This is a genomic window from Acinetobacter sp. ANC_7553, assembly GCF_056779895.1.
In genome coordinates, this window is the sequence record NZ_JBWYIV010000018.1 from 16,105 (window position 1) to 42,306 (window position 26,202).

Sequence of the window (26,202 nt, forward strand, 5' to 3'; positions counted from 1 at the left end):
TGGAGTATTGATATGTCTCGCCAAGTATTTTGCCGTAAGTATCAAAAAGAAATGGAAGGTTTGGATTTTGCACCATTCCCTGGTCCTAAAGGTCAGGAACTATTTGATAGTGTTTCTAAGCAAGCATGGGGCGAATGGTTAAAGCATCAAACTACTTTAATCAATGAAAAACGTTTAAATGTCTTTGAAGCTGATGCAAAGAAATTTCTTGAAGAACAACGTGAAAAGTTCTTCAACAATGATGAAACTTTAGAAAAAGCTGAAGGCCTAAAGCCTGAGTAAAAAAGAAAGCACTGCTTTTCTTTTTTACTTAAGATAAAGACGAAGTCCGCGTAGGCTTTAATCTAAAAGGAATCCCCATCTTTGGGGATTCTTTTTTATGCGTTACTTTAATAATTAGGCAAGAAAAACACCGAAGATATGCACAGGCTTTAATCCCAAAAGAATCATCTTAATAGAGGTTCTTTTTATGGGACATCAAATCAATATCAATGGAGTCAAAATTTAGCTGACTAAAAAAGTGCTTGTGGCGGATTTAAAATATGACCTAATTGGTAAACTCCGTTCATATTTAACTGCATCTCCATTCGGTCAACACGAATTGGACCAAATTTAATGTAAATCTGCCGATTTTGAAGATCAAACCGCTGCTCCATAACCTGTGCGTTGAATTGTAAAGAGTTCATAGATGTTAAGTCCATAAGCGCTTTAAAAGGTTGCTCTTCATCCTTTGTATAATGAATCCTTTTTCTATCACTCACGAAATTATCTAAATGATTTAATTCCTGAGATTTAAAAGATGTAATTTCACGAATTTGAGATTCCTCAATACCTAAAGCATTGACCAAACTTAACTGATCGTCTGGCAGTAATTCAAAATTTCCATTGTTAGGATGTGCCGCCCAACTCAAACTCGAAAGACCCCAAGCACAGATTCCCCACAAAACTTGCTTAAATTGCCTCATTCCCCATCGCTCTCACTGAACGTAATAAAAGCCATCTTTAAAAACATTCCAGCCAAAAACAACTACCATTTATCTTAAATATCGTTTACTTAACAAGAATTGTTAGACTCATGTCACAGACAAATCTTTTTTATTAATATTTATCTTCCTATCTAAAAAAAGAATGCATAAATGTAAAGCAGAAAATAGACACATAAGATGATTATGAGTTATGAACTTCATCAGAGTAGGCTAATCTCTGTATTAAAATTAACCAACATTGAGCGCATCATGTTTATCATTCGTCCTTATATTGAGACTGACTTAGAAGACATCATTCAACTCTGGGAAAGATGTGATCTAACACGACCATGGAATAATCCGGAAATTGATATTTTTAGGAAGGCTGCACAAAAAGATGACTTATTCTTGGTGGCTGTGAAAGATCAGTTCATTATCGCAACATTAATGGGTGGTTACGACGGTCATCGCGGGTGGATCAATTACCTCGCGGTACATCCCAATCATCAACGGAATGGTGTTGCTACAGCGTTGATTCAACATTTGGAAAAAAGATTGATTGCACTTGGTTGTCCAGAAGTTCAGCTTTTAGTGCAAAAAGAATTTATTGATATTCAAAACTTTTATGAACAATTGAGATATGACGAAAAAGAAGTTGTATGCCTTGCTAAAAGACTCATTCACGACCATTAAGAAATTTTATAAAACAGGAGCATTTATCAATTTAGCGATCCGTAAAAATATTGGGAATCGAATATTAAATTTATGACTGGTATCATCATTCAAAGTTAAGGCATATTGGCTCATCTGATTTAATATTTGTGTCGCCTGATTATCGGCTTGCGTATTTTGTTTAAGATATTTCTTTAAAGCTGACCATGTATTTAAATAATCAATCAATTGATCAATCCGCCATTTACAATGCATGTGCTGCTCACAGGTCGGGATTTCTTCAAAAGGAAATGGAATCGTTTGATATTTCAGATCAATATAGTGACGCTCACTCTCCCAATATGTTTTCAATACTTGGTGATATAGCTTTTCAATACAGCTTTGAAGCTCCTCATTCTCCACTTCAATAAGCCCATATCCAATCACTGCAAAGACACCCTGGGGCTTCAGTGTTCGATAAACTTCTTGAAAAAATAACTCGAAGTCAAACCAATGAATGGCTTGGGCAACTGTAATCAGGTCAAAACATTGTGCTTTAAAATTGCTATGTTCAGCATTTTCAATTCGGTAAATTACATTATCTATTGCTGGGGCTTGCTGAAGTTGTGCTTCGCTCAAATCCATTGCAATGACTTGATTAAAATGCGGAGCCAATAAGCGGGTGAATTGTCCTGAACCTGCCCCGCAATCCCAAACCATTTCATAGTTCTGAACATATTTGAAGATTTCGTAAATCACACTTTGTGGATAACTTGGACGTGATTGTTGATAAAGCTCACTTTGATCAGAAGATAGGTCTTTCATTTTTTATTCTGAATTTGATCGAGGAATCAACCTTAGCACATCAAAAAAATGGATGATGAATGACTTCAATTCATTTTGTATTTTTTATAAGCAAAAAAAATCCTCAACAATGTTGAGGATTTTTCGAATATGGTGGCGAGACCCAGGATCGAACTGGGGACACACGGATTTTCAATCCGTTGCTCTACCAACTGAGCTATCACGCCAATGGGGTGTATTAAGCCGTAACTGAGCTCAATAGTCAATAAAAATCATGCATTTTTTATTTGTTCGAGTAAATTTTACCCAAAAAAAATCTCTGATGGGATCAGAGATTGAAAATACAAATTCTTAAAAGAATATGGTGGCGAGACCCAGGATCGAACTGGGGACACACGGATTTTCAATCCGTTGCTCTACCAACTGAGCTATCACGCCGATGTCGCGTATTAAACAGTTTCATCTCGATATAGTCAAGCAAGTTTTTGGGATATTTAAACAACTGGATGTTTTTAAAACAACATTTAGATTATTCGATGTAAATACATACAAATCCAATAAAAAAAGCCAGTATTGACTGACTTTTAATATTTAAAATCGAACAATAGTTTTAAATTTTTTCCAAACTACTTAAACAACGATGTATTGCACCACATCCAGGCTCAAAATGGTTGACGCCTTTCTCTTCTTCCATTCGACATGCTTCACTCACTAAGCGCTCTGCGACACCACGTCCACGGTTAGCCGGATGAACTACGATATTTTCAAGCGTTCGACTTTCACCTTGTCCAGTTGACCAAATGGCCCCAATGATCTTTGTATTAAATTCTGCCGTGTAAAGTAAGGTATACTGAGCTAAGTTTTGCTCAAGTTGTTCAATGGCATCTTGTCCGTCACTAAATTCTGGACTGGTGTCATATAAGCGCTCAAGCTGTTCACGAACTTCAACATTATCAAGCGAAGTTATTGCATGTACGGTTATAGGCATTGATTAACCCTCCTGAGCAATCTAATATGCTGTCACTTTCGTGACATCGAAAATCTACATTCATCATTTTTAACGTTTTTGAGGAACGTGTCTATGACGCAACGTATCAGTGAAGTGGTAAGAAACACAAACGAAACCAAAATTCGTGTTCGCGTGAATCTTGATGGTACTGGTCAAGGCACCCTCAATACAGGTGTTCCATTTTTAGACCATATGATCGACCAAATCAAGCGTCATGGTTTATTTGATATCGATATTCATTGCGACGGCGATTTAGAAATTGATGATCACCATACAGTAGAAGACTGTGGTATTACCCTTGGTCAGGCATTTGCACAGGCTTTAGGTGACAAAAAAGGTTTACGTCGCTATGGTCACTTCTATGCACCACTTGATGAGTCCTTGAGTCGTGTCGTTGTTGACCTATCAGGGCGCCCTGGCTTATGGATGGACATTCCATTTACGCGCGCGCGCATTGGTACTTTTGATGTCGACCTATTCTCTGAGTTTTTCCAAGGCTTTGTGAATCACGCATTAATGACACTCCACATAGACAATTTGAAAGGTAAAAATAGCCATCACCAAATTGAAAGTGTATTTAAAGCATTTGCACGAGCACTTCGTATGGCTTGTGAAGTAGATCCACGTGCAGAAAATACTGTAGCTTCAACCAAAGGTACTTTGTAATGACCCGTATTGCCCTTCTTGATTATGGCATGGGAAATCTTCACTCAGCAGCAAAAGCACTTGAGCATGTTGGTGCAACCGTTGATGTGACCAATGATCCTAAGCTGATTGCTCAAGCAGATAAAATTGTGTTCCCAGGCGTTGGTGCAATGCGTGATTGCATGCAAGGTATGCACGAGGCTGGCATTGACGAGGTTGTACGCAATGCCGTTTTCAACAAGCCTGTCCTTGCGATTTGTGTCGGCATGCAAGCTCTGCTGCAACACTCTGAAGAAAATGGTGGTGCAGATGCATTAGGCATTTTTGATGGTGCTGTTAAACGCTTTCCAGATATTGAAGGTTTAAAAGTTCCCCATATGGGTTGGAATCAGGTACACCAAGCAGATCCAAGCCATCCAATGTGGAACAACATTGATCAAGATGCTCGTTTCTATTTCGTACATAGTTTCTATGTTGAACCGAAACAATCTGAGATCATTGCTGCGACATGTAACTACGGTTTGGAATTCTGCACCGCAATCCATAAAGATAATTTGTTTGCTACGCAGTTCCATCCAGAAAAAAGTCATACAGCTGGCTTACAGTTGTTGAAAAATTTTGTAGAGTGGAAAATTTAAAGCCATAATAAAGCTCACTGTTTTCAGTGAGCTTTTTTTCAGACTTTACTCTAAATATCTTTTACGACAAAGCCACCTTCAATTGGCTCAACAGTTACTTTAATTTCTGCTTTTAGATTCAGCGCAGCATAACGACTTTTAAGTTCTGAAATTAATTGTTCTGGCGTTGCATCTTTTAAAGCCAACTCATCCTTCAAAGGATACTGTTTAAAACTTTCTGATTTTTTACCATCTTTAGCGTCTGAAACCCATCGTTCTGCAGCACTCAGTACTTTCGCTAATTCAACTAGATGTTGAGCATTGGCAGGAGTTGACTCTTGCACCCATTTCGACAGCGTTTCCTTAGAGACTCCCAATGCATTCACCACATCAGTCGGTTTAATGTTTTTCTCTTTGATCAATTTTCTAAGTTTTTTAGCACCTTCGCTAAATAAATCATCTTCTTGAACTGCCATCGCTTCTGTCCAAATCTTATTCACTGTCTGCAGTTTCAATTTAACATTAAGCCTATGCAGTTGAGTCTAATATTGCCAAACAAATCAGATGAAATTGAAATTATTTTCAATATAGATAATTCACAAATAAAAGTGTGATCTAATTTTTCTCATTACTCAGTTTGAATTAAAAAGAAAAATAAATTGACCCAATGATTAATTGTTAACTTATGTAAAGACAATGAGCACCAATTTTAATCATTAAAAAAATACACAAAATTCACAAAATCAATCAACGAATCGAACAAGTTGGCATTTTAGGTATTTACACCATGCTACTCGATAATATTCATGCATTATAAGTGTACATTTATTCTATCAAGCACCAAATTAAACCACAATAAATAATTGATTTTGTTAACATTTTTAAACATTACCCTTGTGTTGTATTAAGTTGCTGTTTTTACGGCATATCTTCAAAATTATTCCACTTATATTGTTTTTTTTCGATTTGTCTGAGATTTTTTTCTTTGTTAATTATGAACTTGCTGAAACAACAAAGATCCAACACTAACCACATATATTTTGGAGCAATCTGCACATGTTTAAACTTTTTACTGGAAAAATCAGTGGCGTTCTAAGCCTTGCTTTACAGGGAATTACGAAAGCAGTTGGTTTTATTCTAGAAACCGTAACGACAGTTGTAGATACCGTTGTTGACACAGTAGGGACGCTGACCAAACCATTAACGGATAAGTTAACAGAATTGCCACTGATCGGAGATACAGTGGAATCGGTACTCAATCTTGAAAATAATTTACTAGGAAATTTAAGCGGAGGCTTACACGCTATCGCTGATGATTTTTCGAAGGGAGATCTATTAGGGGGCATTAATACTGCATTGAATGGCACTACTGCAACTGTAGGCCAAACCATCAAAGATGTTTCAAATGTTGTAGGTGAGGTCGCTGGTTTAGCCGATCCCGTGACCGACCTGCTAAGCCAAGTGCCAGGTTTAGGTGCTGTCGTAGATGTTGTCGGAGAAACTTCTTCAAATCTTTTGGGATTCGTGAGTGAAACGGGAGATTATGTAGCAAGTACCAAACCTCTTGATCTCGTGACTGGTCTCATTGATGATCCTTTAGGCAGTGTCACAGGAACATTAGGAGATGTCTCAGGAACATTAGATAATTTACTGGATGATTTAGCACCTGTTACAGATGCTCTGTCATCGATTCCTGTCGTGGGTGATCTTGTAGGATTCACGGGAGAGATCACAAATGCTTTAGGTGCAATCCCAACCAGTATCACACCAACTAGCTTTGATCTAATCTCTAATTTAGATACAACACCATACATTTAATTCAAAGTTCGTATAAAAAACCGTCAACATTGTTTTGACGGTTTTTTTTCATTGTTACTTCGCTCATTTGATGTTTCTTTGCTAAGATTGCTGCGAATAAACTCCAGAATACTGGCAAGGAGCGAAAGCATGCTGATTATCCCTGCAATTGACCTTAAAGATGGTAAATGTGTCCGTTTAAAACAAGGTCGTATGGAAGACGATACCGTTTTCTCTGATGATCCTGTGGCAACAGCACAACATTGGGTAGACGCTGGCGCTCGCCGTTTACATTTAGTTGATCTAAATGGTGCTTTCGCTGGTACACCTATTCACAAACCTGTTGTGGAAGCGATTGCAAAAGCACAACCTGAACTGCCAATTCAAATTGGTGGTGGCATCCGTTCTCTTGAAACCATCGAACACTACTTAGATGCAGGTGTATCATTCGTCATTATTGGTACAAAAGCAGTCAAAGAACCTGAGTTTGTTGAGGAAGCTTGTAGAAAATTCGCAGGTCACATCATTGTCGGTATTGATGCAATCAATGGCATGGTCGCCACTGATGGCTGGGCAAATGTAACTGACGTAAAAGCAACTGATTTAGCTAAACGCTTTGCAGATGCTGGTGTATCTAGTATCGTGTATACCGATATTGCACGTGATGGCATGATGCAAGGTGTGAATATCGAACAAACAGTTAATCTTGCGACTTATTCAGGTTTACCTGTGATCGCTTCAGGCGGTGTGACCAATCTTGACGACGTTCGCAACTTAAAAGGTCAGCCTGGTATTTTAGGTGCGATTACTGGTCGTGCAATTTATGAAGGCACTTTAAATCTTCGTGAAGCTCAATTATTACTTGATGAACAAGCGCTCTAATAGCGCATGTTTCTAAAGAGGTCTTAGGACCTCTTTTTTCTTACTTAAAAAATATGTTGAATTTATCTCCTACCCTTAAAACCAAAACACCACAACTTGCCCTCATTGCAATTACGATGATTTGGGGTGCCAGTTTCATAACAGTCAAATATGGATTGAGCTTCAGCACACCAGTGCTTTTCGTTGCCTTTCGATTTGCAGCAGCTGCGCTGGCTGTTGGTCTCATCTCACTTCAATATTGTAAAAATTTTAGTGCCAAAGATATTTGGGCAGGATTTTGCATTGGAACAGTGATTGCAATTGGCTATGGAACGCAAACCATTGGCTTACAGACCATCACCAGTAGCGAGTCTGCCTTTTTGACAGCACTTTATGTGCCGTTGGTTCCCATCTTATTGTGGTTGCTCTTTAACAAAAGGCCACATGTCATGACATGGATAGGGGCAGGACTCGCCTTTGTAGGTTTAGTTTTCTTAACAGGCAATGGGTTTGGTGCTATTCGGCTTGAATTTGGTCAGATCATTACCTTGATAGGATCAATTGCGATTGCACTTGAAATTATTCTCATTAGTTACTTTGCGCCTCGAGTCAATTTACGCCGAGTGACGATATTACAACTCATTTTTGCATCGTTAATTTGTTTTCTAATGGCACCATTGGTGGGTGAAACACAACTCCCTGAGTTTAACTGGATCTTCGTTGTGATTATTGGAGGATTAGGACTTGCAAGTGCAATCATTCAGTTAGTCATGAACTGGGCTCAACGCGTGGTTGATCCTTCACAGGCTGCGATTATTTATTCTGGCGAACCTGTTTGGGCGGCTTTGATTGGGAGATTAGCAGGTGAGCGTTTAGCTATGCTCTCAATTTTAGGTGGCGTGTTGGTTGTGCTCGGTGTAATTACCAGTGAGTGGAGACCAAAATTTAAGAAGAAAGAATAAGCTTATTGGGGCTCTTTTAGCTTTAACATCATACATGGTTGAAAATACTGCACTTCAGGCATAGGCGTATAAAAGGGATGCAAGAGTTCCTTCCATTTTAAATACGCCTCTGACTGCCTAAAACCTTCCGTATGATCTTCAAGTTTGTCCCAGTAAATCAGTAAAATATAAGCATGTTCATTATTCGTATTTTTAATCAGCTGAACCGCATTTAGCCCCTTCATTGGTGAAATAATGTCTTTAGCTAATTTAAAAGCATTTTCGAATGCTTCACTCTGGTTCATTTTGATATTTAAATGAACATGCTCAATAATCATGACACCACCTCATTCATGAGTTTTAATTATTGATACATTGGCTCGTTATCATTGACCTTAATAATTCCTTTGATCGCACGATAAACAATCCAAACCCATGACAAACCAATCACTGCGATACAGAATGTTGTTGCACCCAGTGCTACACCAGCAAAGGCATTAGGATTGTCACCCGTGAAGAATAAGAATAAAAACGGCAGGAACGCGATGATATTCCAAATTAAATACCACCAAAAAGTACGAATTTGCCAAGTAAAATGACTTTCAAAAATTGAGCCCTGTACTTTTGATCGTTTCCAATAGTTAATAATTAGCGCAATAACCGCCAAAATACCTGCTGAAAAAATAGCGATGATATACAGGATATAAAGTAAAATCGTTAAGCTGCGGTTTGGATCTTGATCAGCTGTATAATTCATAAAGTCACCTTTTTAATTTTTTTGAGGCTTTATAATTTCAAACCATTAAATGGTGAAATTATCCATAAAATAATCAGTATATTAAACGCTATAGTACAGAAATAAATTTTTCGAAATGGTTGTTTTTGTGTTTTATGACGCAAGCGTTGCTGAGCAAGCCAAGCACTCGGCCATCCTCCTAATATAGAAACCACATGTAATGTATTTTCTGGTACACGTTGACTCCCCTGTTGAGCCGCCGCTTTATCGTGTGCATATAAGCCATAGGTGATCAGGTTCATCAATAAAATGACCAACACCACCATCATACTCAATAGCCCCAATAGGACTAATGTAGCAAGCGTCAAGATATAAGCAATAATCGCTACTTGCATCGGTTGCATTTTTTGTTGAGTAACTGGTGAATGACGCGGCTTCGTTTTTACTTTTTTTGCCTGAGTCGCTTTTAAGTATGTTACTTGTTTCGCTTTAAATCGACCTTGACCATCCAATTGAACGATATACTCCAAAGCACAACCTGGAATCGGTCTTGGGCCTGGTTTGGCAAAATCTTTAATGTGAAGGAAAACGCGATCTTTGGATGAATCATTGGGTTGAATAAATCCATAGCCTTTTTCATCAAACCATTCAACTAGACGACCTTGATCACGCATATTTCCCCCAGATTTTTTAAATTTTTAAGCTGTGACAAATTTTAATCGTTCAACCAGCATATTGCGCATTTCTAAAGGATTTTTTTGCAAAATATCCTCGCCAACACGCCCCATTTCTTTGTTCTTTTGAGCCACTAGCAAACGCATCATCCAAAAACGTCCAGCTGCCATCGCTAAATAGAGTTCTAGGCATGATTTTTCATCACTGGTCATTTCACGTACACTTTGATAAGCCTCCAAGAATGCTAAGGCCTTTTCCTCATTCAAATGAACACTTGGATATTCTGTACAGAAATCATTCATCGTAATGGCGATATCAAACAAAAGTTCATCTTTATTCAACTCATAAAAATCGAGTATCCCTTTTAAAGTAGCCCCTTCAAATAAAGTGTTATCTCTAAATAGGTCAGAATGGATAAAACCTCGTGGACGATCAGGGTACATTGCGGTAAGAGCGTCATATAAACCTAACAAACTATTTAATAATACTTGATCGGCTGGATTTAGCGTAGGTCGAAGCTGCTGAGCCACACTTAACCAATAATCATGATTACGATACTCTGCGCGCTCTAAGGGAAAGTTATCGAGAGCCACATGTATTTGAGCCTGTGCAATAGCAATGGACTGAACCTGTTCAAGTGATGAAGGCATAGGATGCTTGCCACGCATTCTAGGCGCAATTTGTGCAGGTTTATTTTTTAAGATCTGAATCGAACGTCCTGAATGTTTCAAAGGTACAGGCACAGGCAGACCTGCATGACCCAGATGCTCAAGTACAGGGACGAGTTCACCTGCGCCTTGCTCATCCATATCTTCAAAAATTGTTAAAACAAATTCGGTTTGATCTGCACAAACTAGAAAATAGTTCGTATTTTGAATACCTCCTTGAATCGGAATCAGGTCAATCACCTCTAATCCATAAGGCGTAGCAAAATCCTGAACTTCCTTTAAAGTCAAAGTGGTATAAACCGACATAAAAAAACCTGCGAAAAAACTTACATTATTTTGATAGAATACCTGCTCCGACTACCAAGGTGTAGCACCAAAGTCTGTAAGTTTCATAATCGGCTGTTATTTTTGGAAAAAATTATGCTTGCTAAACGTATTATTCCTTGCCTCGACGTAGATAACGGTCGAGTTGTAAAAGGTGTTCAATTCCTTGATATTCGTGATGCAGGCGACCCAGTTGAAGTAGCACGTCGTTATAACGAACAAGGTGCAGATGAGATTACTTTTCTCGATATCACTGCAACATCTAATGGGCGTGACACCACTTACCGTACGGTTGAGCGTATGGCTGAAACTGTATTTGTACCACTGACCGTAGGTGGCGGTGTTCGTAAAGTTGAAGATATTCGTTTATTGCTTAACGCTGGTGCAGACAAAGTCAGTATTAACTCAGCTGCTGTCTTTAATCCTGAATTCGTTCAAGAAGCCTCTCAACGTTTTGGTGCACAATGTATTGTAGTTGCGATTGATGCAAAAAAAACGGGGGAAAATAAGTGGGAAATTTTCACACATGGTGGTCGCAAACCAACGGGTATCGATGCGATTGAATGGTCTGTGAAAATGGCAGAATACGGCGCAGGAGAATTGCTCATTACGTCAATGGATGCAGATGGTACAAAAGCTGGTTATGACTTAGCATTGATGCGTCACATTAATGATCGTGTAACGATTCCAACGATTGCTTCAGGTGGTGTGGGTAATCTTCAACATCTAGCAGACGGAATTTTACAAGGGGGTGCTGATGCGGTGCTTGCAGCCTCTATCTTCCACTTTGGTCAACACACCATCCCGGAAGCAAAACAATATTTAGCTGAACAAGGCATTGAAATGCGTCTTTAATCACGCCCCATAAAAAAGAGGCAAATGCCTCTTTTTTTTGCAAAAAAAAGAGCCCGAAGGCCCTAAAAACCAAGAAAAAACAGCGCTTGGTTCGTTATGCAAAGCGATAAACTGGAGAGTTCTACCATCAGATTTTCATTCTCCGATTTATTCATCTCATATCATAAATGACAGATCTGCACGAAATCTTGACAAAAGCTACATATTTTATTGACCAAACATGACAAATCAGACGTCAATTCAGCCAATTCCATATCTAATCTGACTTACTCCACTATAGCCAAAGCTTTTTTTGAAATATCGGAACGCGCTGCTTTCTGCTCAACCCACTTTGCGGGGAAATATTGTTCAACAATATGATTGACTCGTTTTGAAATAAAAGACGGTAACTGCACCCCTAAAGGGTTATCTTCCTTCAAATCTGGCGTTGAAATGACACGTGTCCCTAAAATGTAATCAAACCAAGGCTTAGTGACACACCAATTTGCATCTTGATTGGCGTTCATATGGTGGTCATAGTGCCAAGGAATTTTCTTTTTTGCCCAATGAGGTTCGAGGTGAGCTCTGCGATGCGTGTAGTAGTAGTTACAAGCACTATAAAGCACGGATAAACTCATGCCTTTCGAGATTGGATAAAATGCTGTTCCAAATACAGCAGCAACAATCCCCAATGATACGATTTCATTTTTTGTTCGCCAATTTGAGATTCCCTCTACATAACCCTCATCATGGAAATCTTGTGTTCTAACTTCACGATGATGTGCCCAATGAGATTCCATATTTTTAGGCACAGGACTAAACCTCGCTTTACCCGGACGGTGTACACCATGTAGAACATATTTATGCGCGACCCATTCAAATCCATTGGCAATGATTAAGCCTGCAACAAAACCTTTAATCATGTTCAAAATCCCTGTTTCTTTTCTTTCAATATATCTAACTCAAGCTCTCAACCATTGACGCAAGATAAAATTTTCATTGACAAATCACGACATATTTTTCAATGTCGTATGGTAGAAAAAGCGCTTGTATGGCACTGTAAAAACAGGCTTAATAACTCATCGTGATTTCAATTGATAAAACAAGAAAAGTATTAATCACATGCAGCAGATAAAGGATTATTCAGGCTCGGTTCATGGTGGACTTGGACATCTCTTACATAATTATTGTGAAGAGAACGGTCTCCCTATTTCTGCAAAATTGGCAAGTATTCAGCAAGCTGAGCGCTTTGACTTTAGCATTTGGCGTGAAATATTAAATGAAATTTATGAAGCACACCCACAACCTGCTTTAGGGTTAGAAATTGCTCAATGGGTCAAACCGCAACATTTAGGCATTATCGCGTATATCGCTTTATCATGCGATAACCTAGCAGAAGCACTCACCCGTTATCATGAATATCATCGTTTAATTTATGATGGTACACCTCTCGCCGTTGATCTGGAGCAAGGCGTATTTAGCGTACGTTGGGAAGATTTGCCGATGCATTTGTCGACACAAATCACGGATGAAATTGCGATGGCATTATTGGTTGAATTTCTAAAACGTTATGCGGGTATTGAGCATTTACATATTCAAGAAATTCACTTTCGCTTTCCAGCACCAAAAAATATTGCGATTTATGAGCGTTTTTTTCAGAGCAAAGTAAAATTCTCTCAGCCTCATGTCAAGCTTACTTTTCCAAGCCAGCTCCTACAAGCACCGATTAAACAAGCTGATCAAACTTTACAAAAACTCCTGATGCAACAAGCTCAAGATTTGTTAAGTCGACTCCCCAACAACACACAAATCGATGAGCGGTTACAGCAAGCCATTCTGATTGGAATACAGAGACACAATTATCAAATTCAAACTGTCGCAGAACAAGTGGGAATGTCCGTCAGACAACTTCAGCGCCATTTACAAAATCAAGGTGATACCTATCAGCAGCGTGTTCAAGAAGTCCGCAAACTTCTAGCGATTCAATATCTACAAGATCCTTATCTCAGCTTACATGAGATTTCGTTATTGCTCAGTTATTCTGAACAAAGTGCATTCCAACGCGCATTTCGTCAGTGGATGAAGATGACACCCCAACAGTGGCGTATTCAACATCATATTCGCACTTGATGATTGTGAATTTAAGTCTTCAGTCCAAAGATGATTGATGAATCACAAGAAAGGATTTTCTATTTCATTCTCAGCCGTCGTTTCTATTTTTTCTGCTAAATTTTTTTGATCTTCTAAGTAGATGACCATTGCATCTAAATATTGTTTTAACGCTTTCGCAGCGGCTAAACCGGCTTGATCTTTGGTGATTTGCAAGTTGCCATAAATACTCACACGATCAAGATCGTTTTCAAGCGTCAAGTCATGAATGGAATGTGACTCAGTCCCATTTTCAAAAGGCTTAAACATGGCAAATCTCTTTAAGTTTATAAATATCAATCCCTGAAGATAAATGAATCTTCAGGGCGAATTCGAGCTTTTTTTATTTAAGGATTTGTAATAAATATTGCAACAACGCTTGAACCAACTCTTTCACGATTGCATCTTGTGCTTGTTCATCGATCTTAGCCTCTTGATTCGTTGCGGTTGTATTGACAGGTACGCTTTGACTACTAAACTCTTTTTGCAGCGCTTTGAGTTGATCTGTTGAGATATCAACTGCACATTGGCTTTCGGCATCCCAGTGCGAATACTCTATGGCTTGTTGGGCTTTGACCTGATTGGCTTTTAATGGCAATTTATAAGTATTTCGCTTTTGCTCAGATGTAAGTTGAGGAAACAAATTCATGCCAAGCACTTCTTCTAACTGACATACACTGACCACTTGCATCTGTAGTGAATTATTATTGGGAGCGTAATATGCGCCAATAGCACCTGTTTTAGGTATATACACGGCTTTAAACACCGCTGTTGGAACAATAACACCGCGTCCAATAGTTTTCAGTTTTTTGCCACTATATACAGGCCCGGTAATCACATACACATCATGTTTCTGCTTCGTAACGATTGCACGTGTCGCTTCCTCAATTTCTCGCCAGATTTGTTGGTTATTCTGCGGAGCTTGAGGAACCATATTGGCTAAAGAAAAACTGTCGTACTGTGCAGCTTTATTTGGCATATCAGCATTTGGAGCCATATGACCACGGTCATATCCCGACCCACGATAATCTGATAATAATGCTCGATGCTTTTCTGCTACACGAGTCTCCTCATGGAAACTGTCTTCTCTTTTTATTTTTTGGCTCAGCCGATCTGGATTCAGATATTCAGCTACCCATAATGGTGTTTTTGAGACACCAGAATACATAGTGGTGAATCCATTAAAGCATAATGGGTAGCGATCTTTATTTAAGCTCTCTTTGATTAAATAAGGTGGCTCTTGGCGATAAAATTGATTTAGACAAGCTGTATTATTAACCGAACCTGAAAATGGCAGATATGAAGACAACTTTTCTTGACCGAAAGCAATTGCAAAGCTTCCTGCTGCAACAATACCTAATACAGCTTTTACCACAATATTATTCAAACTCAGATTACCTATTCATTCCGTGTTCAACTTCTGGCCCAATGCGTGGGCTTTATTCAAAACCGGCCACAGCTTAACAAGCTATGAATTTGAAGTACATTAAGTGAATTTTCAAGTGAATAAAGGATCTTCGCATTCCGTTCAAATATCACTCAAAATAAGTAACAAATTGTTGTTTTTATAGAATAGTTTTTTAATACTCTTTAAGGTTTTACGTGTATTTGATTGAATTACATCAATTACTTGTGAGATGCTATAAAAGTTATTTAGTAAATTAAAAGAATTGAAAGTGAGGACACTATGAAATTATCACATACTTCTTTGACAGCATTAGTAATGGGTTTATCTTTGGCAAGTGCAAGTGCATTTGCTGAGCCACCAGTTCAAGCTGGCGAAACTTTGGAAAGCCTTTCTAAAGCTAAAGTCGTAACAACAGTGAATGGTCAGCCTGGTACTTTACAAGAAGTATTAGCTAATGGTCAGATGAAAGTTATTTCTGAAGGTGCTACAACACAAGCGCCTGCTGATGCGAAAGCGCCTATTGGAAACTTACCACCTGCTGAAGCAGAAGAAACTGCTCCTCAAGCACAAACTGCAGTTCCAGCTCAACCTGAAGTAAATGCAACTGAAGAAGCGCCTGTAGAAGCACCAGTGGCTGAGTAAGGTATTAGACTTAATAAAAAAACCGCCTTAGAGGCGGTTTTTTTATATCCAAAATTTTAGCAAACGCTTACTCAGATTTCGATCTGGCTTCCCATTTCGACCACGCGATTTGGAGGAATTAAATAGAAATCACTCACAGGACTCGTATTCCGCTGCATTGAAATAAATAATTTTTCACGCCATGGCGCCATTCCTTCTCCCACGGTATGAATCAGACGATCACGTGAAATAAAGAAACTAATTTGCATCATATCAAATTCAAAATTTAACTGCTCATATGCCGCTTTCAGCGCGACTGGAATGTTGGGTTGGTCTTTAAACCCATAATATACAAAAATCCTAAAGAATCGATTATCCATCTTCTCTACACGAATTCTCTCAATATCAGGTACATAAGGTACATCTTTAGTAATGACCGTAATCATCATATTACGTTCGTGTAGAACCTTATTATGCTTAATATTGTGCAACATCGCATGAGGAACGATATTAGGTGTTCCTGTGAGGAAAATTGCATCCCCAGGAACGATCAGAGTTTCATCACTCATCTTGACACTTTGAATAAAGAGATCAATAGGTAACGCATCAGACTCAAGCTTATTAAGTACGATTTGACGGCCATCTTTCCACGTCATTAAAACGGTAAATACAATTGCACCAATCAAGATTGGCACCCATCCACCACCAACAATTTTTAAAGAAGTCGAAGCAACAAAAATGAGGTCGATGATCAATAAAGGCACAGCAAAAAGGGCTACTTTCCAAACAGGCCAGCGCCAAACGCCATAAGCTAAAATCGAAATTAAAATCGTACCACACAGCATAGTCATGGTCACTGCTACACCATAGGCACTGGCAAGATTCGCACTATTTTCAAATAATAAAATGAGAATAATGACTGAAATAAATAATACCCAGTTGATGAATGGGACATAGATTTGTCCTTGTTCAATATCAGAGGTGTGTTGCACGGTTAAACGCGGTAAATAGCGTAATTGGATCGCTTGATTGACCATTGAGAATACGCCCGTAATCACCGCTTGTGAGGCAATCACAGCAGCAGCGGTTGCAAGACCAATCATTGGAAATAAAGCCCAATCAGGGACCAACAGGTAAAATGGGTTCTCAATTGCATTTGGGTCTCGTAAAAGTAAAGCACCTTGACCCGCATAGTTAAAAACTAGACTTGGCAATACAATCACAAACCAAGCAAGCTTAATGGGCATGCGACCAAAATGTCCCATATCTGCATATAGTGCTTCACCCCCCGTCATCGTTAAAATGACGGCACCCATCGTGAGGAATGCAACAAAAGGTTGGTTGATGATAAAGCCAAACGCCCAGTGCGGACTGATCATTGCCAACACGAACGGTGTTTGCATAACACTCCATAAGCCTAATAGTCCAATAGATGCAAACCACAATAATGTGATTGGTCCAAAGAACTTACCCATGGTCGCCGTGCCGTGGCGCTGAATTAAAAACAGTGCTGTTAAAATACCGACGGCCAATGGTAATAACCATTGATTAAACATCGGTGTCGCAATACTTAAACCTTCAATCGCAGATAAAATAGAAATTGCTGGGGTAATAATGCCATCACCAAAAAAAAGTGATGCACCGATAAAGCCCAAGGCAATGAGATAAATTTTGCGCTGATCTGCAATACGAGTTGAACGTAGATTTAAGGCAAGAAGCGACATAATACCGCCTTCACCATTGTTATCTGCCTTCATAATGACTGAGACATATTTAAAGCTGATGGTGAGCATCATGCACCAGAAAATGAGCGACAAAATGCCCAGAACGGTTGCCTCAGTAATTGCAATATGAGCCGTAAGGAAGCATTGACGCAATGCATACAGAGGACTGGTTCCAATGTCACCAAACACCACCCCTAATGCTGCCAATGTTACCGCAGGAAGTGCGGCTTTTTTTGCAGTGCTTTGCATATTTTAGTCTTCATGCATTCGACAGAATTTTTCGGCAATCATATCACTGGCTAAAAACTTTTTCTTTAAATCAATTGTTTCAACTTGGCATCTGCTTTTTTTTTAGTTATCATCGCACGCCTTGGTGAAGTGTCCGAGTGGCTGAAGGAGCACGCCTGGAAAGTGTGTATACGTTAATAGCGTATCGAGGGTTCGAATCCCTCTTTCACCGCCAGAATTTAAAAAACCGAATCATGAGATTCGGTTTTTTTTCGCCTAAAACTTCGCTTTTGGCACGTATCTCGCTTCATTTTACTGTCATCAACATCATGTTAAGTTAATAAAAACAATACTTAAGGAGCTGAACAACCTAACAACGTTATTCAAATAGATGATTTTTGCACACCTATAAAATAGAGAACCTGCTATTCCGGAGATAATATGAATAACAGCGCCAACTATGTAAAACAAATTAAAAATGCAAAACGTGGTGGCTACACACCCACTATCGCTAAAGATGTGAATAAACACAAAATTCAAAAAGCGCTAAGATTAATTGAGCAATGGAGAAAATTAGCACAAGAGTTAAAACCTCAAATGCAATTTGATATGGCTTATACTCTTGAAGAGTGTGCACAAGACCTTGATCGTATTCTAAAAAACAAATAGCTGATCCTATAAAATTTTCTCAAGATGCCTGTACACGCTATGACGGGCATCACTATAAAATGAGGAGAAAAGACGATCAAAAATAAAGCAAAAACAATTCATCCTGCTCAATTTTAATTAATCGATTAATTTTTGACTTGCGTTTTAGTGAAAAAACGCTATTATTCTCTCCACGTTGCCGGCATAGCTCAGTTGGTAGAGCAACTGACTTGTAATCAGTAGGTCCACAGTTCGAATCCGTGTGCCGGCACCATTTTATACTTAGCCTCGCTTTTTAGTGAGGCTTTGTTGTTTTTGATGATTTATTTTTTACTTGCACTCACTTGTACATATCGCACGATCCCCTCTTGATAAAGTTTCGCACACAACTTTGCTGTCATCTTAATTTTTGCCAAATCTAAAACGTGATACGAATGAGCTTGGATGTTATTTTTAAAAATATCACTCTGAATATACGTTGCAAATCCTGCAAATACCTCGTGACTCAAATCTTGAATATGTATATCTCTAAAACCCGTTTGCACTAAGATTGATTGCGTTTCATCGAATGAGTGCAAATGGTTCAGTTGAACGTCAGCTGCTTTTAATAATAATTTAACTTTCAATTGCGCTAGAGGACTCAAAGTATAGAACTTTGAATTCAAAGCAAGATAATGAAATGCTAAGCGTCCTTTTGAATTCAAAACCCCATCTATAGAACGAAGAAATAAATTCAAATTGCTGTGATAAGCAGCATCGATGCAAATTGCCGCATCAAATTTAAATTCAAATGATCTAGATTCTAAATTTAAAAATGTTCCCTGCGAGATCCGATTGACATGAGGTAAAAACTTACGCGTATGATTTACATAATATTCTTGTAATTCAATTCCTTCCAAGTATTCGATTTGAAATTTTTCTTTCCATAAAATTAGGCTAGCACCTTGTCCACAACCTAAATCAATTAATTTATCTTTTGAATTTAAATCAATAGATTGAGCAAGGGTTATTGCGAGTAACTCGCAGGCTTGTGGATAATTCAGCTGGTCAGTTTTCCACAGACCTAAATTACTCCAAGCACAATTACGGTAATCCCCCAATAAAGCTGCATTGATCGCATATTTATGTCGAGGGGCTTTCATCCATGCTTGGAGCTTCTTCATTCAATCCCTTAATATCCTAACTCTGGTGCAACCTGTACCTTAGGCTTTAAACCTAAAAATGGTAACGGCGCATCGAGTAATTTTGCTATATCCATTGCTGAAGTCACCGCTGACTCCAAAATTGGTAATCCATCACATGACCAAGAGCCACAATAAAATACTTTACGACCTTGTTGTTGGTGAAGAGCATTCAACTCATGCGTTAGTGGTAGAGTATGTCGGTCTACAACAGCTCTAGTGAGTTTCACTTTATGTATTACTTTTTTAGGATCAATCTCAATTACTGGATTCCAAGTTTGAAAAACAGGAGATTTACCCACTAATGTTGGCTCAATCGAATTCAGCCAAACAGTGAAATGCTGTTTAGTAAATTTACGATCCATCATATAACTCAATACGCACCAATCTTTACGCTTCACAGGCATTACCACTGAATCAGTATGAATGACCAATTCACCATCAACAAACTTAAATTGTTTGAGAAGTGCAATATCATCCGCAAACTGTTCAGCATCTAAAAACTCATGAACTTTTGTTGTTGGTGTCGCGACAATCACGCGATCAAATAAGTCAGATTCACCTGCTTCATTTTCCACATAGACTAAATCACCTTGCTCTTGTACACGAGTAATGGGCTGCCCACTTCTTAAATCGATATCTTCCAGCAATTTATCAACGAAAGCTGGCGTCCCACCTTGAATTCGAAGGAGTGCATCTCCATCCGTCAGTTGGCGTAAGAAAATCAACAATGGTTTTGCTGGCCATTCACCAATGGTTTTTGCATCACATGTACAAATGGTAAATAGGACAGGCATGACTGCCCCATTCCAAAATACTTCTTCTATTTGGTTATATTTAACGAACTCATCTAAAGTGATATCTTGATTTTTAGATTTAAAAAACTGCTTCAATGCAGATCTAAGTTGTAACATCCCTTTCACTAAACGGATGCCATATTGCTTTAATCCTTTTCGATTGTTAATGATTGGAAAGTTGCCTATGCGTGAACGTGATGTTGTCAGCCAAGTTTCGATTTTATCTTCAAATAACCAGCTACATGACATATATGTACGTACTGGAAAAGTGTTGAGACCCAAATGTGTGGCAAGACTCAATGTATTTTTCCAGAGCATTGGATTCATGACACGTAATGGCGAATCAATAATCCCACCTTCATACTCAAGACTATAACTATCCATACCACGCCCTGGAAGCGCCTCGAAAACTGTGATCTGGTGACCAGCATCCTTGAGAATTCTCGCAGTTGCCAACCCTGCCATACCACTTCCAATCACTGCAATTTTCAAAATTATGATCCAAGCATTAAAAATTTTTTTAATTATGCGATAGAACACTTTGAAACTTGCTATTAAAAACTTCCAGATTTTATTTGTTTTTGATTAATTTTTAATCAAATAAATTTACGTAAAATTCTTGCTACACTATTCATCATACGCTAAATATTTAATACACTTGTATTTTTTAAGAAATTAAAAAATATGTTTAAAAACAAAATAGATATTTTCACCAATAATTTAATTTTTTAGTTTACAGCTTAAAAAAAATGCATTATCATTGTTTTGAAAATGAGAACTACATCACATTAATAAGAAGCACAAATAGAATGTGATCTAGAAAATAAATATAAATTACAGCGTATAAGGACCTCTGTTGTGTGGGATAGAGGTCCTTTATTTTTTTAAAATGATGATCACAAAAAAAGCGGAAATGATATTTCCGCTTTTGTCGTTCCAATTAACGTGCAATTTCACCAAATTTACCATTATTGAAATCATGAAAAGCTTGAATGATTTCTTCTTTGGTGTTCATGACGAATGGTCCATGCCCTTGAATTGGCTCATTTAGTGGCTCACCTGTAAGCACTAAAAATTGTGTATCTTTATATGCTTGCAATTGAATTGCTGCCTCACCATCACGAGCAAACATCACAATTGAACTGTCTAGAACTTTTTGAGTCCCATTAATTACGAGTTCACCATTCAACACTACAACCAATACATTGTGATCTACAGGAACATGTATGAATGTTTCATACTCAGCTTTAAGCTGACCATCCCACACATTTATTGGAGTAAATGTTTCAGCAGGACCATAATGACCACCAAACTCACCCGCAATTACACGGATGTGACCAGCATCATCATCCATGGTAATTGTTGGAATATCATGAGATGTGATCGCTTGATAACGTGGTTGAGTCATTTTATCTTTGGCTGGTAGATTGACCCAAAGCTGTGCCATTTCAAGAATTCCACCTTTTTGAGCAAATTCAGGAGAATGAAACTCTTCGTGAACCAATCCAGCCCCAGCAGTCATCCATTGCACATCTCCTGCCTCGATAACACCACCACCGCCACTGGAATCCTTATGTGCCAAACCACCTTGATAGGCGATAGTCACTGTTTCAAATCCGCGATGAGGATGTGAACCAACACCTAACTGACGTGTCGTTGGCTCAAAGTGATGTGGTGCACCGTAATCTAATAACAAAAAAGGACTAAGTGCTTGACCTAACCGATCATAAGAAAATAAGTTACGCACTGGCAGACCATCACCAACCCAATGTGTATGTTGGTTACGATAAACCCCAATTACTCTTTTCATCTTTTACTCCTATATTCGATAGGATGAACATGCGCTCATTTTAGACTTTGCACAGAAAATAAAAAGAGCTTTACTGCCACACAGATTCCTATTTTTATGATTATAAAAATCTAAATTAATTCATATATGTGACTATTCACTGAAATTTTAAATTCATGATTACAATATTCCTATTAATAAGACTAATTATCCTAAAAATGGTCACAAATTTATCTCATTTTCAGTCTAATATAACTGGTGACTGAATACGAGTTCATTGATACGTATTCACACTTACTAACATCATAGAGGCTAATAATAATGGGCAAACCTTACGTTCGTTTAGATAAAGATAATGCAGTAGTGCTTTTAGTCGATCACCAAACAGGTCTTCTTTCTCTTGTACGTGATATCGATCCTGATAAGTTTAAAAACAATGTTTTAGCACTCGCAGCAGCAGCAAAATACTTTAACTTGCCGACAATTTTAACAACAAGTTTTGAAGATGGTCCTAATGGTCCACTCGTTCCAGAATTAGTTGAAATGTTCCCTGATGCTCCATATATCGCGCGTCCAGGTCAAATCAATGCTTGGGATAACGAAGATTTTGTAAATGCTGTTAAAGCGACAGGTAAAAAACAACTGATCATCGCTGGTGTTGTGACTGAAGTATGTGTTGCATTCCCTACACTTTCAGCTCTTGCTGAAGACTTTGATGTATTCGTGATTACTGATGCATCTGGTACATTCAACCAAATTACGCGCGATGCTGCATGGAACCGCATGTCTCAAGCAGGTGCTCAACTTATGACATGGTTTGGTGCTGCAGGTGAGTTACATCGTGACTGGCGTAATGATATCGAAGGTTTAGGTGCTTTATTCGGTGAGCATATTCCTGACTATAAAAACTTAATGGTTAGCTATGTAAAGAACACCACTAAAAAATAATATTTAATAAAAGCGACCTTTGGGTCGCTTTTTTTTTACCATATTCAAAACCCAAGATGATTTCTTGAACGGCTTAGTTTAACCTATGCTTAAACTTTATCGGATCAGGCGTCGAGGTGAAAATTGCATTCATTTGATGACTATTACTATTTTTATTTGGTCGTTAAATACGGCGGTTTCAGTGCTGCTAGTGACGCGTCAAATATAACTAAATCAAAGCTTAGTCGACGTATTTTAGAACTCGAAGCAAAATTTAATGTCACACTCATTCAACGTTCTACTCGCCATTTCAAAGTAACGCCTTTAGGTCAAGAATTTTTTCAAGAATGTGAAAAAGTAATCAACCAAGCTGATTGCGCTCATAATGTTTTACTTAAACAGAAAAGTGAACCTCAGGGTCTAGTTAAAATTAGTTGCCCACCCGTAATGATGCGTTATCAAATTCGCTCTTTACTCAATGATTTTTTGAAGCGCTATCCACAAGTTCAAGTCGAGATGGAATTAACCAGCCGACGCGTAGATGTATTGCACGATGATATTGACTTGGCGATCAGAACTAATTTTTCTGCCAATGAAGACTCCACCATCGTGGTTCGTGATGTCATCAAAACCACTCATTGTTTAGTGGCAACCCCTGAGCTTTTACAGGGTCGCGTTTTAGAATATCCAACTGAAATCAATGATTTTCCAACAATTGTTTTAGGCACTCAAAAAACTCATTATCAATGGAATTTGCACCGAATTGAAGGGCATGATCTCATTGAAATTCCATTACAACCACGTATTAAAAGTAATGATTTGGCTGGTGTGTATTATTCAGTAATGGATGGATTAGGTATTGCAGATCTACCTTATCTTACAGTGCAAAAGGATTTGGCAGCAGGACGGCTTATACACATCTTGCCTGACTGGTGCTCAAATATAGGGACTGTGCAACTCGTTTATGCATCACGTAAAGGACAACGACTCGTGATGGAAAAACTCATCGACCACTTGGTTGAAGGTTTACGACAAGCAGCACAAAATCAAGAAGGTTATGCCTCTTAATAAAAAACCAGCACATCGTGCTGGTTCTTTACTTTTCAACTTAATTTAGATCTTACCAACAAGATCGATTGATGGTGCAAGTGTAGCATCACCTTCTTTCCATTTCGCAGGACATACTTCGCCTGGGTGAGCATGAACATATTGAGCCGCTTTCACTTTGCGAAGAAGTTCTTGAGCATCACGACCAATACCACCTGCATTAATCTCTACAATTTGAATTTTTCCTTCAGGATCAATTACAAATGTACCACGATCTGCCAAACCTTCAGATTCAATCAATACATCAAAGTTTTTAGACAATGTCCACGTTGGGTCACCAATAAGTGGATACTGAATTTTACCAATCACATCAGAAGTATCATGCCAAGCTTTATGTGTGAAATGAGTATCTGTAGATACACCATAAATTTCTACACCTAACTTTTGGAATTCAGCATAGTTATCAGCAAGATCGCCTAATTCTGTTGGACATACAAATGTAAAATCTGCAGGATAGAAAAAGACAACAGACCATTTACCTTTAAAATCTTGCTCAGAAACTTCAATGAACTCACCATTTTGATAAGCAGTTGCATTGAATGGTTTGACTTCAGTATTGATTAAACTCATGTGTTTTCCTCTATTTCTTTGTGAGAGTGTTGCTTCATTGAAATAGAGAATACAAAAGATGATTAAATTGGTAAAACCGAAAGTATTTATAAAAACAATCGAATTTCTAGATTTAAAAGTTAATATATTTCTTTAAGAGAATGAATCAAATATAAAACACTGTTTATTTTTTGAAATTTATTCAATTGGTTTCAAATTTTTGAAAATAATACTTGTCTTTTTTCATCCCAAAGAGAAAGATCATTCACTCTGTATGATCATAAACAATTCGAGTAATATCCATTGGGCTTAACCTCACACTATGAAAGCTCACTGTTCGAGGCTTACGATTCACCATCTTTTCCCGAGATCATTAATCAAGCGCTGATCTATTTCTATAATCATTATATGAAACGATTGAAAATCTTGCTGCTCTAGCTCATTAAACTTCCTCTTTTGCATTAACCTGATGATAAGATCGATTAAAATAGACAAGACTTTCCTCTTGCGAGCTTTGTTGAATAGCTACAACTCGGCAAATAAAAATACTGTGTGTGCCCACTTGTTGAATTTGCTCAATCTCACAATCAAAACTGACTAAAGCGTCCTTTAAGACCGGGCAACCTGTTTTCAATTTACCCCATTGGGCTAATCCAAAACGTTGTTCTGCACTCAATTGACTCGATGCAAAAGCATTTGAAAGAGACTCATGTTGAGAACTGAGCACATTGACAGATAAAACTTTGTTCTCAATAAAATACTGATGAGATCGGGATGATTGATTCATACACACCAAAAGTGTAGCAGGTGAATCAGTAACGCTACATACAGCAGACGCCGTGAAACCATGCTGTCCTGTTTCACCAGCTGTTGTAATAATATTGACTGCAGTGGTTAATAAAGACATTGCGTTTCTGTAGTCTGAAGCTTCAACCATTTTTCTCTTCTCAAATATAAACTGCTAAACTCGTGCGAACCTAGGATATAGGTGATTGCACAGATGATCCATCTTGAATGTAGAAAATAAACACAGCTAAAGCACTAATTTCTTAGTTTAAGATCGCTGAACCCGTGCTTAAGGCTTCAAGTTTGTCACGTCCCTCGTGACGAGACAGTGGTATCATTCCACAGTTGGTTGAAGGGTATAGCTTATCAGCATCGACAAATTGCAAAACTTTACGCAAAGTGTTCACCATCTCGTCAAGTGTTTCAATTTGATTGGTTGCCACATCGATTGCACCGATCATGACTTTCTTCCACGAATCAGTTCAATAAGATCCATGGATATATGTGAGTTTTGCACTCTAAAGAAATGATGCCCCAACTTAGATTTTTGTAGTATCGGGAGTGACGTTTCAAAAGGACGCCGTTCATTACTCAAAATTCGTTTCCCATTTTTATTATCTTTCATAGAATAACTTTAACAAATATGTATGGCGGTTTCACATTTCAAATTTTCAAGCGCTAGCTCAAGAATAGCAATTCTCTAGACAAATCAAAATTAGCTTTGTATCAAATTACTCAAGGTCATAAATAGAAACCAATCAA

At 38.2% G+C, this 26,202-nt stretch carries 30 protein-coding genes, 4 tRNA genes and 1 pseudogene; 15 read left to right on the top strand and 20 right to left on the bottom strand.

Annotated elements, in window-relative coordinates; translation table 11 throughout:
- Window positions 1–12 precede the first annotated feature (12 nt).
- Window positions 13–282: an oxidative damage protection protein gene (locus tag AC1M9I_RS13090; protein ID WP_035267550.1), complete on the top strand. Its 270-nt coding sequence runs from the start codon at window positions 13–15 to the stop codon at window positions 280–282.
- Between the two features lie 230 nt (window positions 283–512).
- On the opposite strand, the gene AC1M9I_RS13095 is transcribed toward AC1M9I_RS13090, so the two are convergent.
- On the bottom strand, window positions 513–965 hold the full coding sequence (locus tag AC1M9I_RS13095) for a hypothetical protein (RefSeq protein ID WP_481594480.1): 453 nt from the start codon (window positions 963–965) through the stop codon (window positions 513–515).
- A gap of 270 nt (window positions 966–1,235) precedes the next feature.
- On the opposite strand from AC1M9I_RS13095, the gene AC1M9I_RS13100 reads away from it, so the two are divergent.
- Complete coding sequence (locus tag AC1M9I_RS13100; RefSeq protein ID WP_481611144.1) at window positions 1,236–1,658, top strand: GNAT family acetyltransferase; 423 nt, start codon at window positions 1,236–1,238, stop codon at window positions 1,656–1,658.
- Between the two features lie 6 nt (window positions 1,659–1,664).
- Here AC1M9I_RS13100 and AC1M9I_RS13105 read toward each other — a convergent pair whose 3' ends face one another.
- From AC1M9I_RS13105 to AC1M9I_RS13120, 4 genes are all read right to left on the bottom strand, one after another.
- Window positions 1,665–2,441 (bottom strand): class I SAM-dependent methyltransferase, encoded by a 777-nt coding sequence (locus tag AC1M9I_RS13105; protein WP_481611145.1) that lies wholly within the window; start codon window positions 2,439–2,441, stop codon window positions 1,665–1,667.
- Window positions 2,442–2,571: 130 nt separating this feature from the next.
- Window positions 2,572–2,647: transfer RNA gene (locus AC1M9I_RS13110), tRNA-Phe, on the bottom strand.
- A 135-nt stretch (window positions 2,648–2,782) separates the two neighbouring features.
- Window positions 2,783–2,858: transfer RNA gene (locus AC1M9I_RS13115), tRNA-Phe, on the bottom strand.
- A gap of 172 nt (window positions 2,859–3,030) precedes the next feature.
- Window positions 3,031–3,408, bottom strand: coding sequence for a GNAT family N-acetyltransferase (locus AC1M9I_RS13120; protein ID WP_035267556.1), 378 nt, complete (start codon window positions 3,406–3,408; stop codon window positions 3,031–3,033).
- Window positions 3,409–3,501: 93 nt separating this feature from the next.
- On the opposite strand from AC1M9I_RS13120, the gene hisB reads away from it, so the two are divergent.
- Window positions 3,502–4,095, top strand: a complete 594-nt coding sequence (gene hisB / locus AC1M9I_RS13125; protein ID WP_035267557.1) for an imidazoleglycerol-phosphate dehydratase HisB — start codon at window positions 3,502–3,504, stop codon at window positions 4,093–4,095.
- Window positions 4,095–4,712, top strand: coding sequence for an imidazole glycerol phosphate synthase subunit HisH (gene hisH, locus AC1M9I_RS13130; protein WP_035267559.1), 618 nt, complete (start codon window positions 4,095–4,097; stop codon window positions 4,710–4,712). The genes hisB and hisH overlap by 1 nt, the downstream gene beginning before the upstream one ends.
- Before the next feature lie 50 nt (window positions 4,713–4,762).
- On the opposite strand, the gene AC1M9I_RS13135 is transcribed toward hisH, so the two are convergent.
- On the bottom strand, window positions 4,763–5,167 hold the full coding sequence (locus tag AC1M9I_RS13135) for a helix-turn-helix domain-containing protein (RefSeq protein WP_035267606.1): 405 nt from the start codon (window positions 5,165–5,167) through the stop codon (window positions 4,763–4,765).
- A gap of 580 nt (window positions 5,168–5,747) precedes the next feature.
- Here AC1M9I_RS13135 and AC1M9I_RS13140 point away from each other — a divergent pair.
- The 3 genes from AC1M9I_RS13140 (at window position 5,748) to AC1M9I_RS13150 (ending at window position 8,311) form a co-directional block, all read left to right on the top strand.
- Entirely contained in the window at window positions 5,748–6,509 is a 762-nt protein-coding gene (locus AC1M9I_RS13140) for a hypothetical protein (RefSeq protein ID WP_179999052.1), read from the top strand.
- A gap of 129 nt (window positions 6,510–6,638) precedes the next feature.
- Window positions 6,639–7,370, top strand: a complete 732-nt coding sequence (gene hisA, locus AC1M9I_RS13145) for a 1-(5-phosphoribosyl)-5-[(5-phosphoribosylamino)methylideneamino]imidazole-4-carboxamide isomerase (RefSeq protein ID WP_035267561.1) — start codon at window positions 6,639–6,641, stop codon at window positions 7,368–7,370.
- Window positions 7,371–7,423: 53 nt separating this feature from the next.
- A complete protein-coding gene (locus AC1M9I_RS13150) occupies window positions 7,424–8,311 on the top strand; it encodes a DMT family transporter (protein ID WP_481594482.1) in 888 nt (295 codons plus the stop codon).
- A 2-nt stretch (window positions 8,312–8,313) separates the two neighbouring features.
- On the opposite strand, the gene AC1M9I_RS13155 is transcribed toward AC1M9I_RS13150, so the two are convergent.
- The 4 genes from AC1M9I_RS13155 to AC1M9I_RS13170 are packed head-to-tail and all read right to left on the bottom strand — an operon-like array spanning window position 8,314 to window position 10,675.
- Window positions 8,314–8,628, bottom strand: coding sequence for an antibiotic biosynthesis monooxygenase family protein (locus AC1M9I_RS13155; protein WP_092766466.1), 315 nt, complete (start codon window positions 8,626–8,628; stop codon window positions 8,314–8,316).
- 26 nt (window positions 8,629–8,654) lie between these two features.
- Window positions 8,655–9,047, bottom strand: a complete 393-nt coding sequence (locus AC1M9I_RS13160) for a DUF4870 family protein (protein ID WP_035267567.1) — start codon at window positions 9,045–9,047, stop codon at window positions 8,655–8,657.
- Between the two features lie 29 nt (window positions 9,048–9,076).
- Complete coding sequence (locus AC1M9I_RS13165; RefSeq protein WP_179999061.1) at window positions 9,077–9,700, bottom strand: DUF1294 domain-containing protein; 624 nt, start codon at window positions 9,698–9,700, stop codon at window positions 9,077–9,079.
- 24 nt (window positions 9,701–9,724) lie between these two features.
- Entirely contained in the window at window positions 9,725–10,675 is a 951-nt protein-coding gene (locus tag AC1M9I_RS13170; RefSeq protein WP_481592861.1) for a homoserine kinase, read from the bottom strand.
- Between the two features lie 114 nt (window positions 10,676–10,789).
- Here AC1M9I_RS13170 and hisF point away from each other — a divergent pair, with 114 nt between their 5' ends.
- Window positions 10,790–11,548, top strand: a complete 759-nt coding sequence (gene hisF, locus AC1M9I_RS13175; RefSeq protein ID WP_481592860.1) for an imidazole glycerol phosphate synthase subunit HisF — start codon at window positions 10,790–10,792, stop codon at window positions 11,546–11,548.
- A gap of 266 nt (window positions 11,549–11,814) precedes the next feature.
- Here hisF and AC1M9I_RS13180 read toward each other — a convergent pair whose 3' ends face one another.
- Window positions 11,815–12,450: a sterol desaturase family protein gene (locus AC1M9I_RS13180; protein WP_180028773.1), complete on the bottom strand. Its 636-nt coding sequence runs from the start codon at window positions 12,448–12,450 to the stop codon at window positions 11,815–11,817.
- 199 nt (window positions 12,451–12,649) lie between these two features.
- On the opposite strand from AC1M9I_RS13180, the gene AC1M9I_RS13185 reads away from it, so the two are divergent.
- The gene (locus AC1M9I_RS13185) at window positions 12,650–13,657 is read left to right on the top strand and encodes an AraC family transcriptional regulator (protein WP_481592859.1); all 1,008 of its coding nucleotides are present in this window, start codon (window positions 12,650–12,652) and stop codon (window positions 13,655–13,657) included.
- A gap of 42 nt (window positions 13,658–13,699) precedes the next feature.
- Here AC1M9I_RS13185 and AC1M9I_RS13190 read toward each other — a convergent pair whose 3' ends face one another.
- Both AC1M9I_RS13190 and AC1M9I_RS13195 read right to left on the bottom strand, forming a co-directional pair.
- Entirely contained in the window at window positions 13,700–13,945 is a 246-nt protein-coding gene (locus AC1M9I_RS13190; protein WP_179999072.1) for a hypothetical protein, read from the bottom strand.
- A 73-nt stretch (window positions 13,946–14,018) separates the two neighbouring features.
- Window positions 14,019–15,062, bottom strand: coding sequence for a DNA/RNA non-specific endonuclease (locus AC1M9I_RS13195; RefSeq protein ID WP_481594484.1), 1,044 nt, complete (start codon window positions 15,060–15,062; stop codon window positions 14,019–14,021).
- A gap of 300 nt (window positions 15,063–15,362) precedes the next feature.
- Between AC1M9I_RS13195 and AC1M9I_RS13200 the strand changes: the two genes are divergently transcribed.
- The gene (locus AC1M9I_RS13200; RefSeq protein ID WP_481594485.1) at window positions 15,363–15,725 is read left to right on the top strand and encodes a hypothetical protein; all 363 of its coding nucleotides are present in this window, start codon (window positions 15,363–15,365) and stop codon (window positions 15,723–15,725) included.
- A gap of 71 nt (window positions 15,726–15,796) precedes the next feature.
- Here AC1M9I_RS13200 and AC1M9I_RS13205 read toward each other — a convergent pair whose 3' ends face one another.
- Window positions 15,797–17,677, bottom strand: coding sequence for a potassium transporter Kup (locus AC1M9I_RS13205; protein WP_179999076.1), 1,881 nt, complete (start codon window positions 17,675–17,677; stop codon window positions 15,797–15,799).
- Between the two features lie 123 nt (window positions 17,678–17,800).
- Between AC1M9I_RS13205 and AC1M9I_RS13210 the strand changes: the two genes are divergently transcribed.
- The 3 genes from AC1M9I_RS13210 to AC1M9I_RS13220 all read left to right on the top strand — a co-directional run bounded on the left by AC1M9I_RS13210 (window position 17,801) and on the right by AC1M9I_RS13220 (window position 18,578).
- Window positions 17,801–17,891, top strand: a tRNA-Ser gene (locus tag AC1M9I_RS13210).
- A gap of 206 nt (window positions 17,892–18,097) precedes the next feature.
- Window positions 18,098–18,325 (top strand): hypothetical protein, encoded by a 228-nt coding sequence (locus AC1M9I_RS13215; RefSeq protein WP_035267585.1) that lies wholly within the window; start codon window positions 18,098–18,100, stop codon window positions 18,323–18,325.
- Between the two features lie 177 nt (window positions 18,326–18,502).
- Window positions 18,503–18,578: transfer RNA gene (locus AC1M9I_RS13220), tRNA-Thr, on the top strand.
- 49 nt (window positions 18,579–18,627) lie between these two features.
- Here AC1M9I_RS13220 and AC1M9I_RS13225 read toward each other — a convergent pair.
- The 3 genes from AC1M9I_RS13225 to AC1M9I_RS13235 all read right to left on the bottom strand — a co-directional run bounded on the left by AC1M9I_RS13225 (window position 18,628) and on the right by AC1M9I_RS13235 (window position 22,092).
- Window positions 18,628–19,467, bottom strand: a complete 840-nt coding sequence (locus AC1M9I_RS13225) for a class I SAM-dependent methyltransferase (RefSeq protein WP_481594486.1) — start codon at window positions 19,465–19,467, stop codon at window positions 18,628–18,630.
- A gap of 8 nt (window positions 19,468–19,475) precedes the next feature.
- On the bottom strand, window positions 19,476–20,774 hold the full coding sequence (locus AC1M9I_RS13230; RefSeq protein ID WP_481594487.1) for an FAD-dependent oxidoreductase: 1,299 nt from the start codon (window positions 20,772–20,774) through the stop codon (window positions 19,476–19,478).
- Between the two features lie 448 nt (window positions 20,775–21,222).
- A complete protein-coding gene (locus AC1M9I_RS13235) occupies window positions 21,223–22,092 on the bottom strand; it encodes a pirin family protein (RefSeq protein WP_035267590.1) in 870 nt (289 codons plus the stop codon).
- 300 nt (window positions 22,093–22,392) lie between these two features.
- Between AC1M9I_RS13235 and ycaC the strand changes: the two genes are divergently transcribed.
- Together ycaC and AC1M9I_RS13245 are read left to right on the top strand one after the other, a co-directional pair.
- The gene (gene ycaC, locus AC1M9I_RS13240; protein ID WP_035267592.1) at window positions 22,393–23,019 is read left to right on the top strand and encodes an isochorismate family cysteine hydrolase YcaC; all 627 of its coding nucleotides are present in this window, start codon (window positions 22,393–22,395) and stop codon (window positions 23,017–23,019) included.
- A 123-nt stretch (window positions 23,020–23,142) separates the two neighbouring features.
- On the top strand, window positions 23,143–24,066 hold the full coding sequence (locus AC1M9I_RS13245; RefSeq protein WP_481592847.1) for a LysR substrate-binding domain-containing protein: 924 nt from the start codon (window positions 23,143–23,145) through the stop codon (window positions 24,064–24,066).
- Between the two features lie 45 nt (window positions 24,067–24,111).
- On the opposite strand, the gene ahpC is transcribed toward AC1M9I_RS13245, so the two are convergent.
- The 3 genes and pseudogenes from ahpC to AC1M9I_RS13260 form a co-directional block, all read right to left on the bottom strand.
- Window positions 24,112–24,675, bottom strand: a complete 564-nt coding sequence (ahpC, locus tag AC1M9I_RS13250) for an alkyl hydroperoxide reductase subunit C (RefSeq protein ID WP_035267594.1) — start codon at window positions 24,673–24,675, stop codon at window positions 24,112–24,114.
- Window positions 24,676–25,096: 421 nt separating this feature from the next.
- Window positions 25,097–25,591, bottom strand: coding sequence for a flavin reductase family protein (locus tag AC1M9I_RS13255; RefSeq protein ID WP_481592846.1), 495 nt, complete (start codon window positions 25,589–25,591; stop codon window positions 25,097–25,099).
- Window positions 25,592–25,703: 112 nt separating this feature from the next.
- Window positions 25,704–26,137: pseudogene (locus AC1M9I_RS13260) on the bottom strand (uroporphyrinogen decarboxylase/cobalamine-independent methonine synthase family protein); the annotation flags it as partial.
- Window positions 26,138–26,202 lie beyond the last annotated feature (65 nt).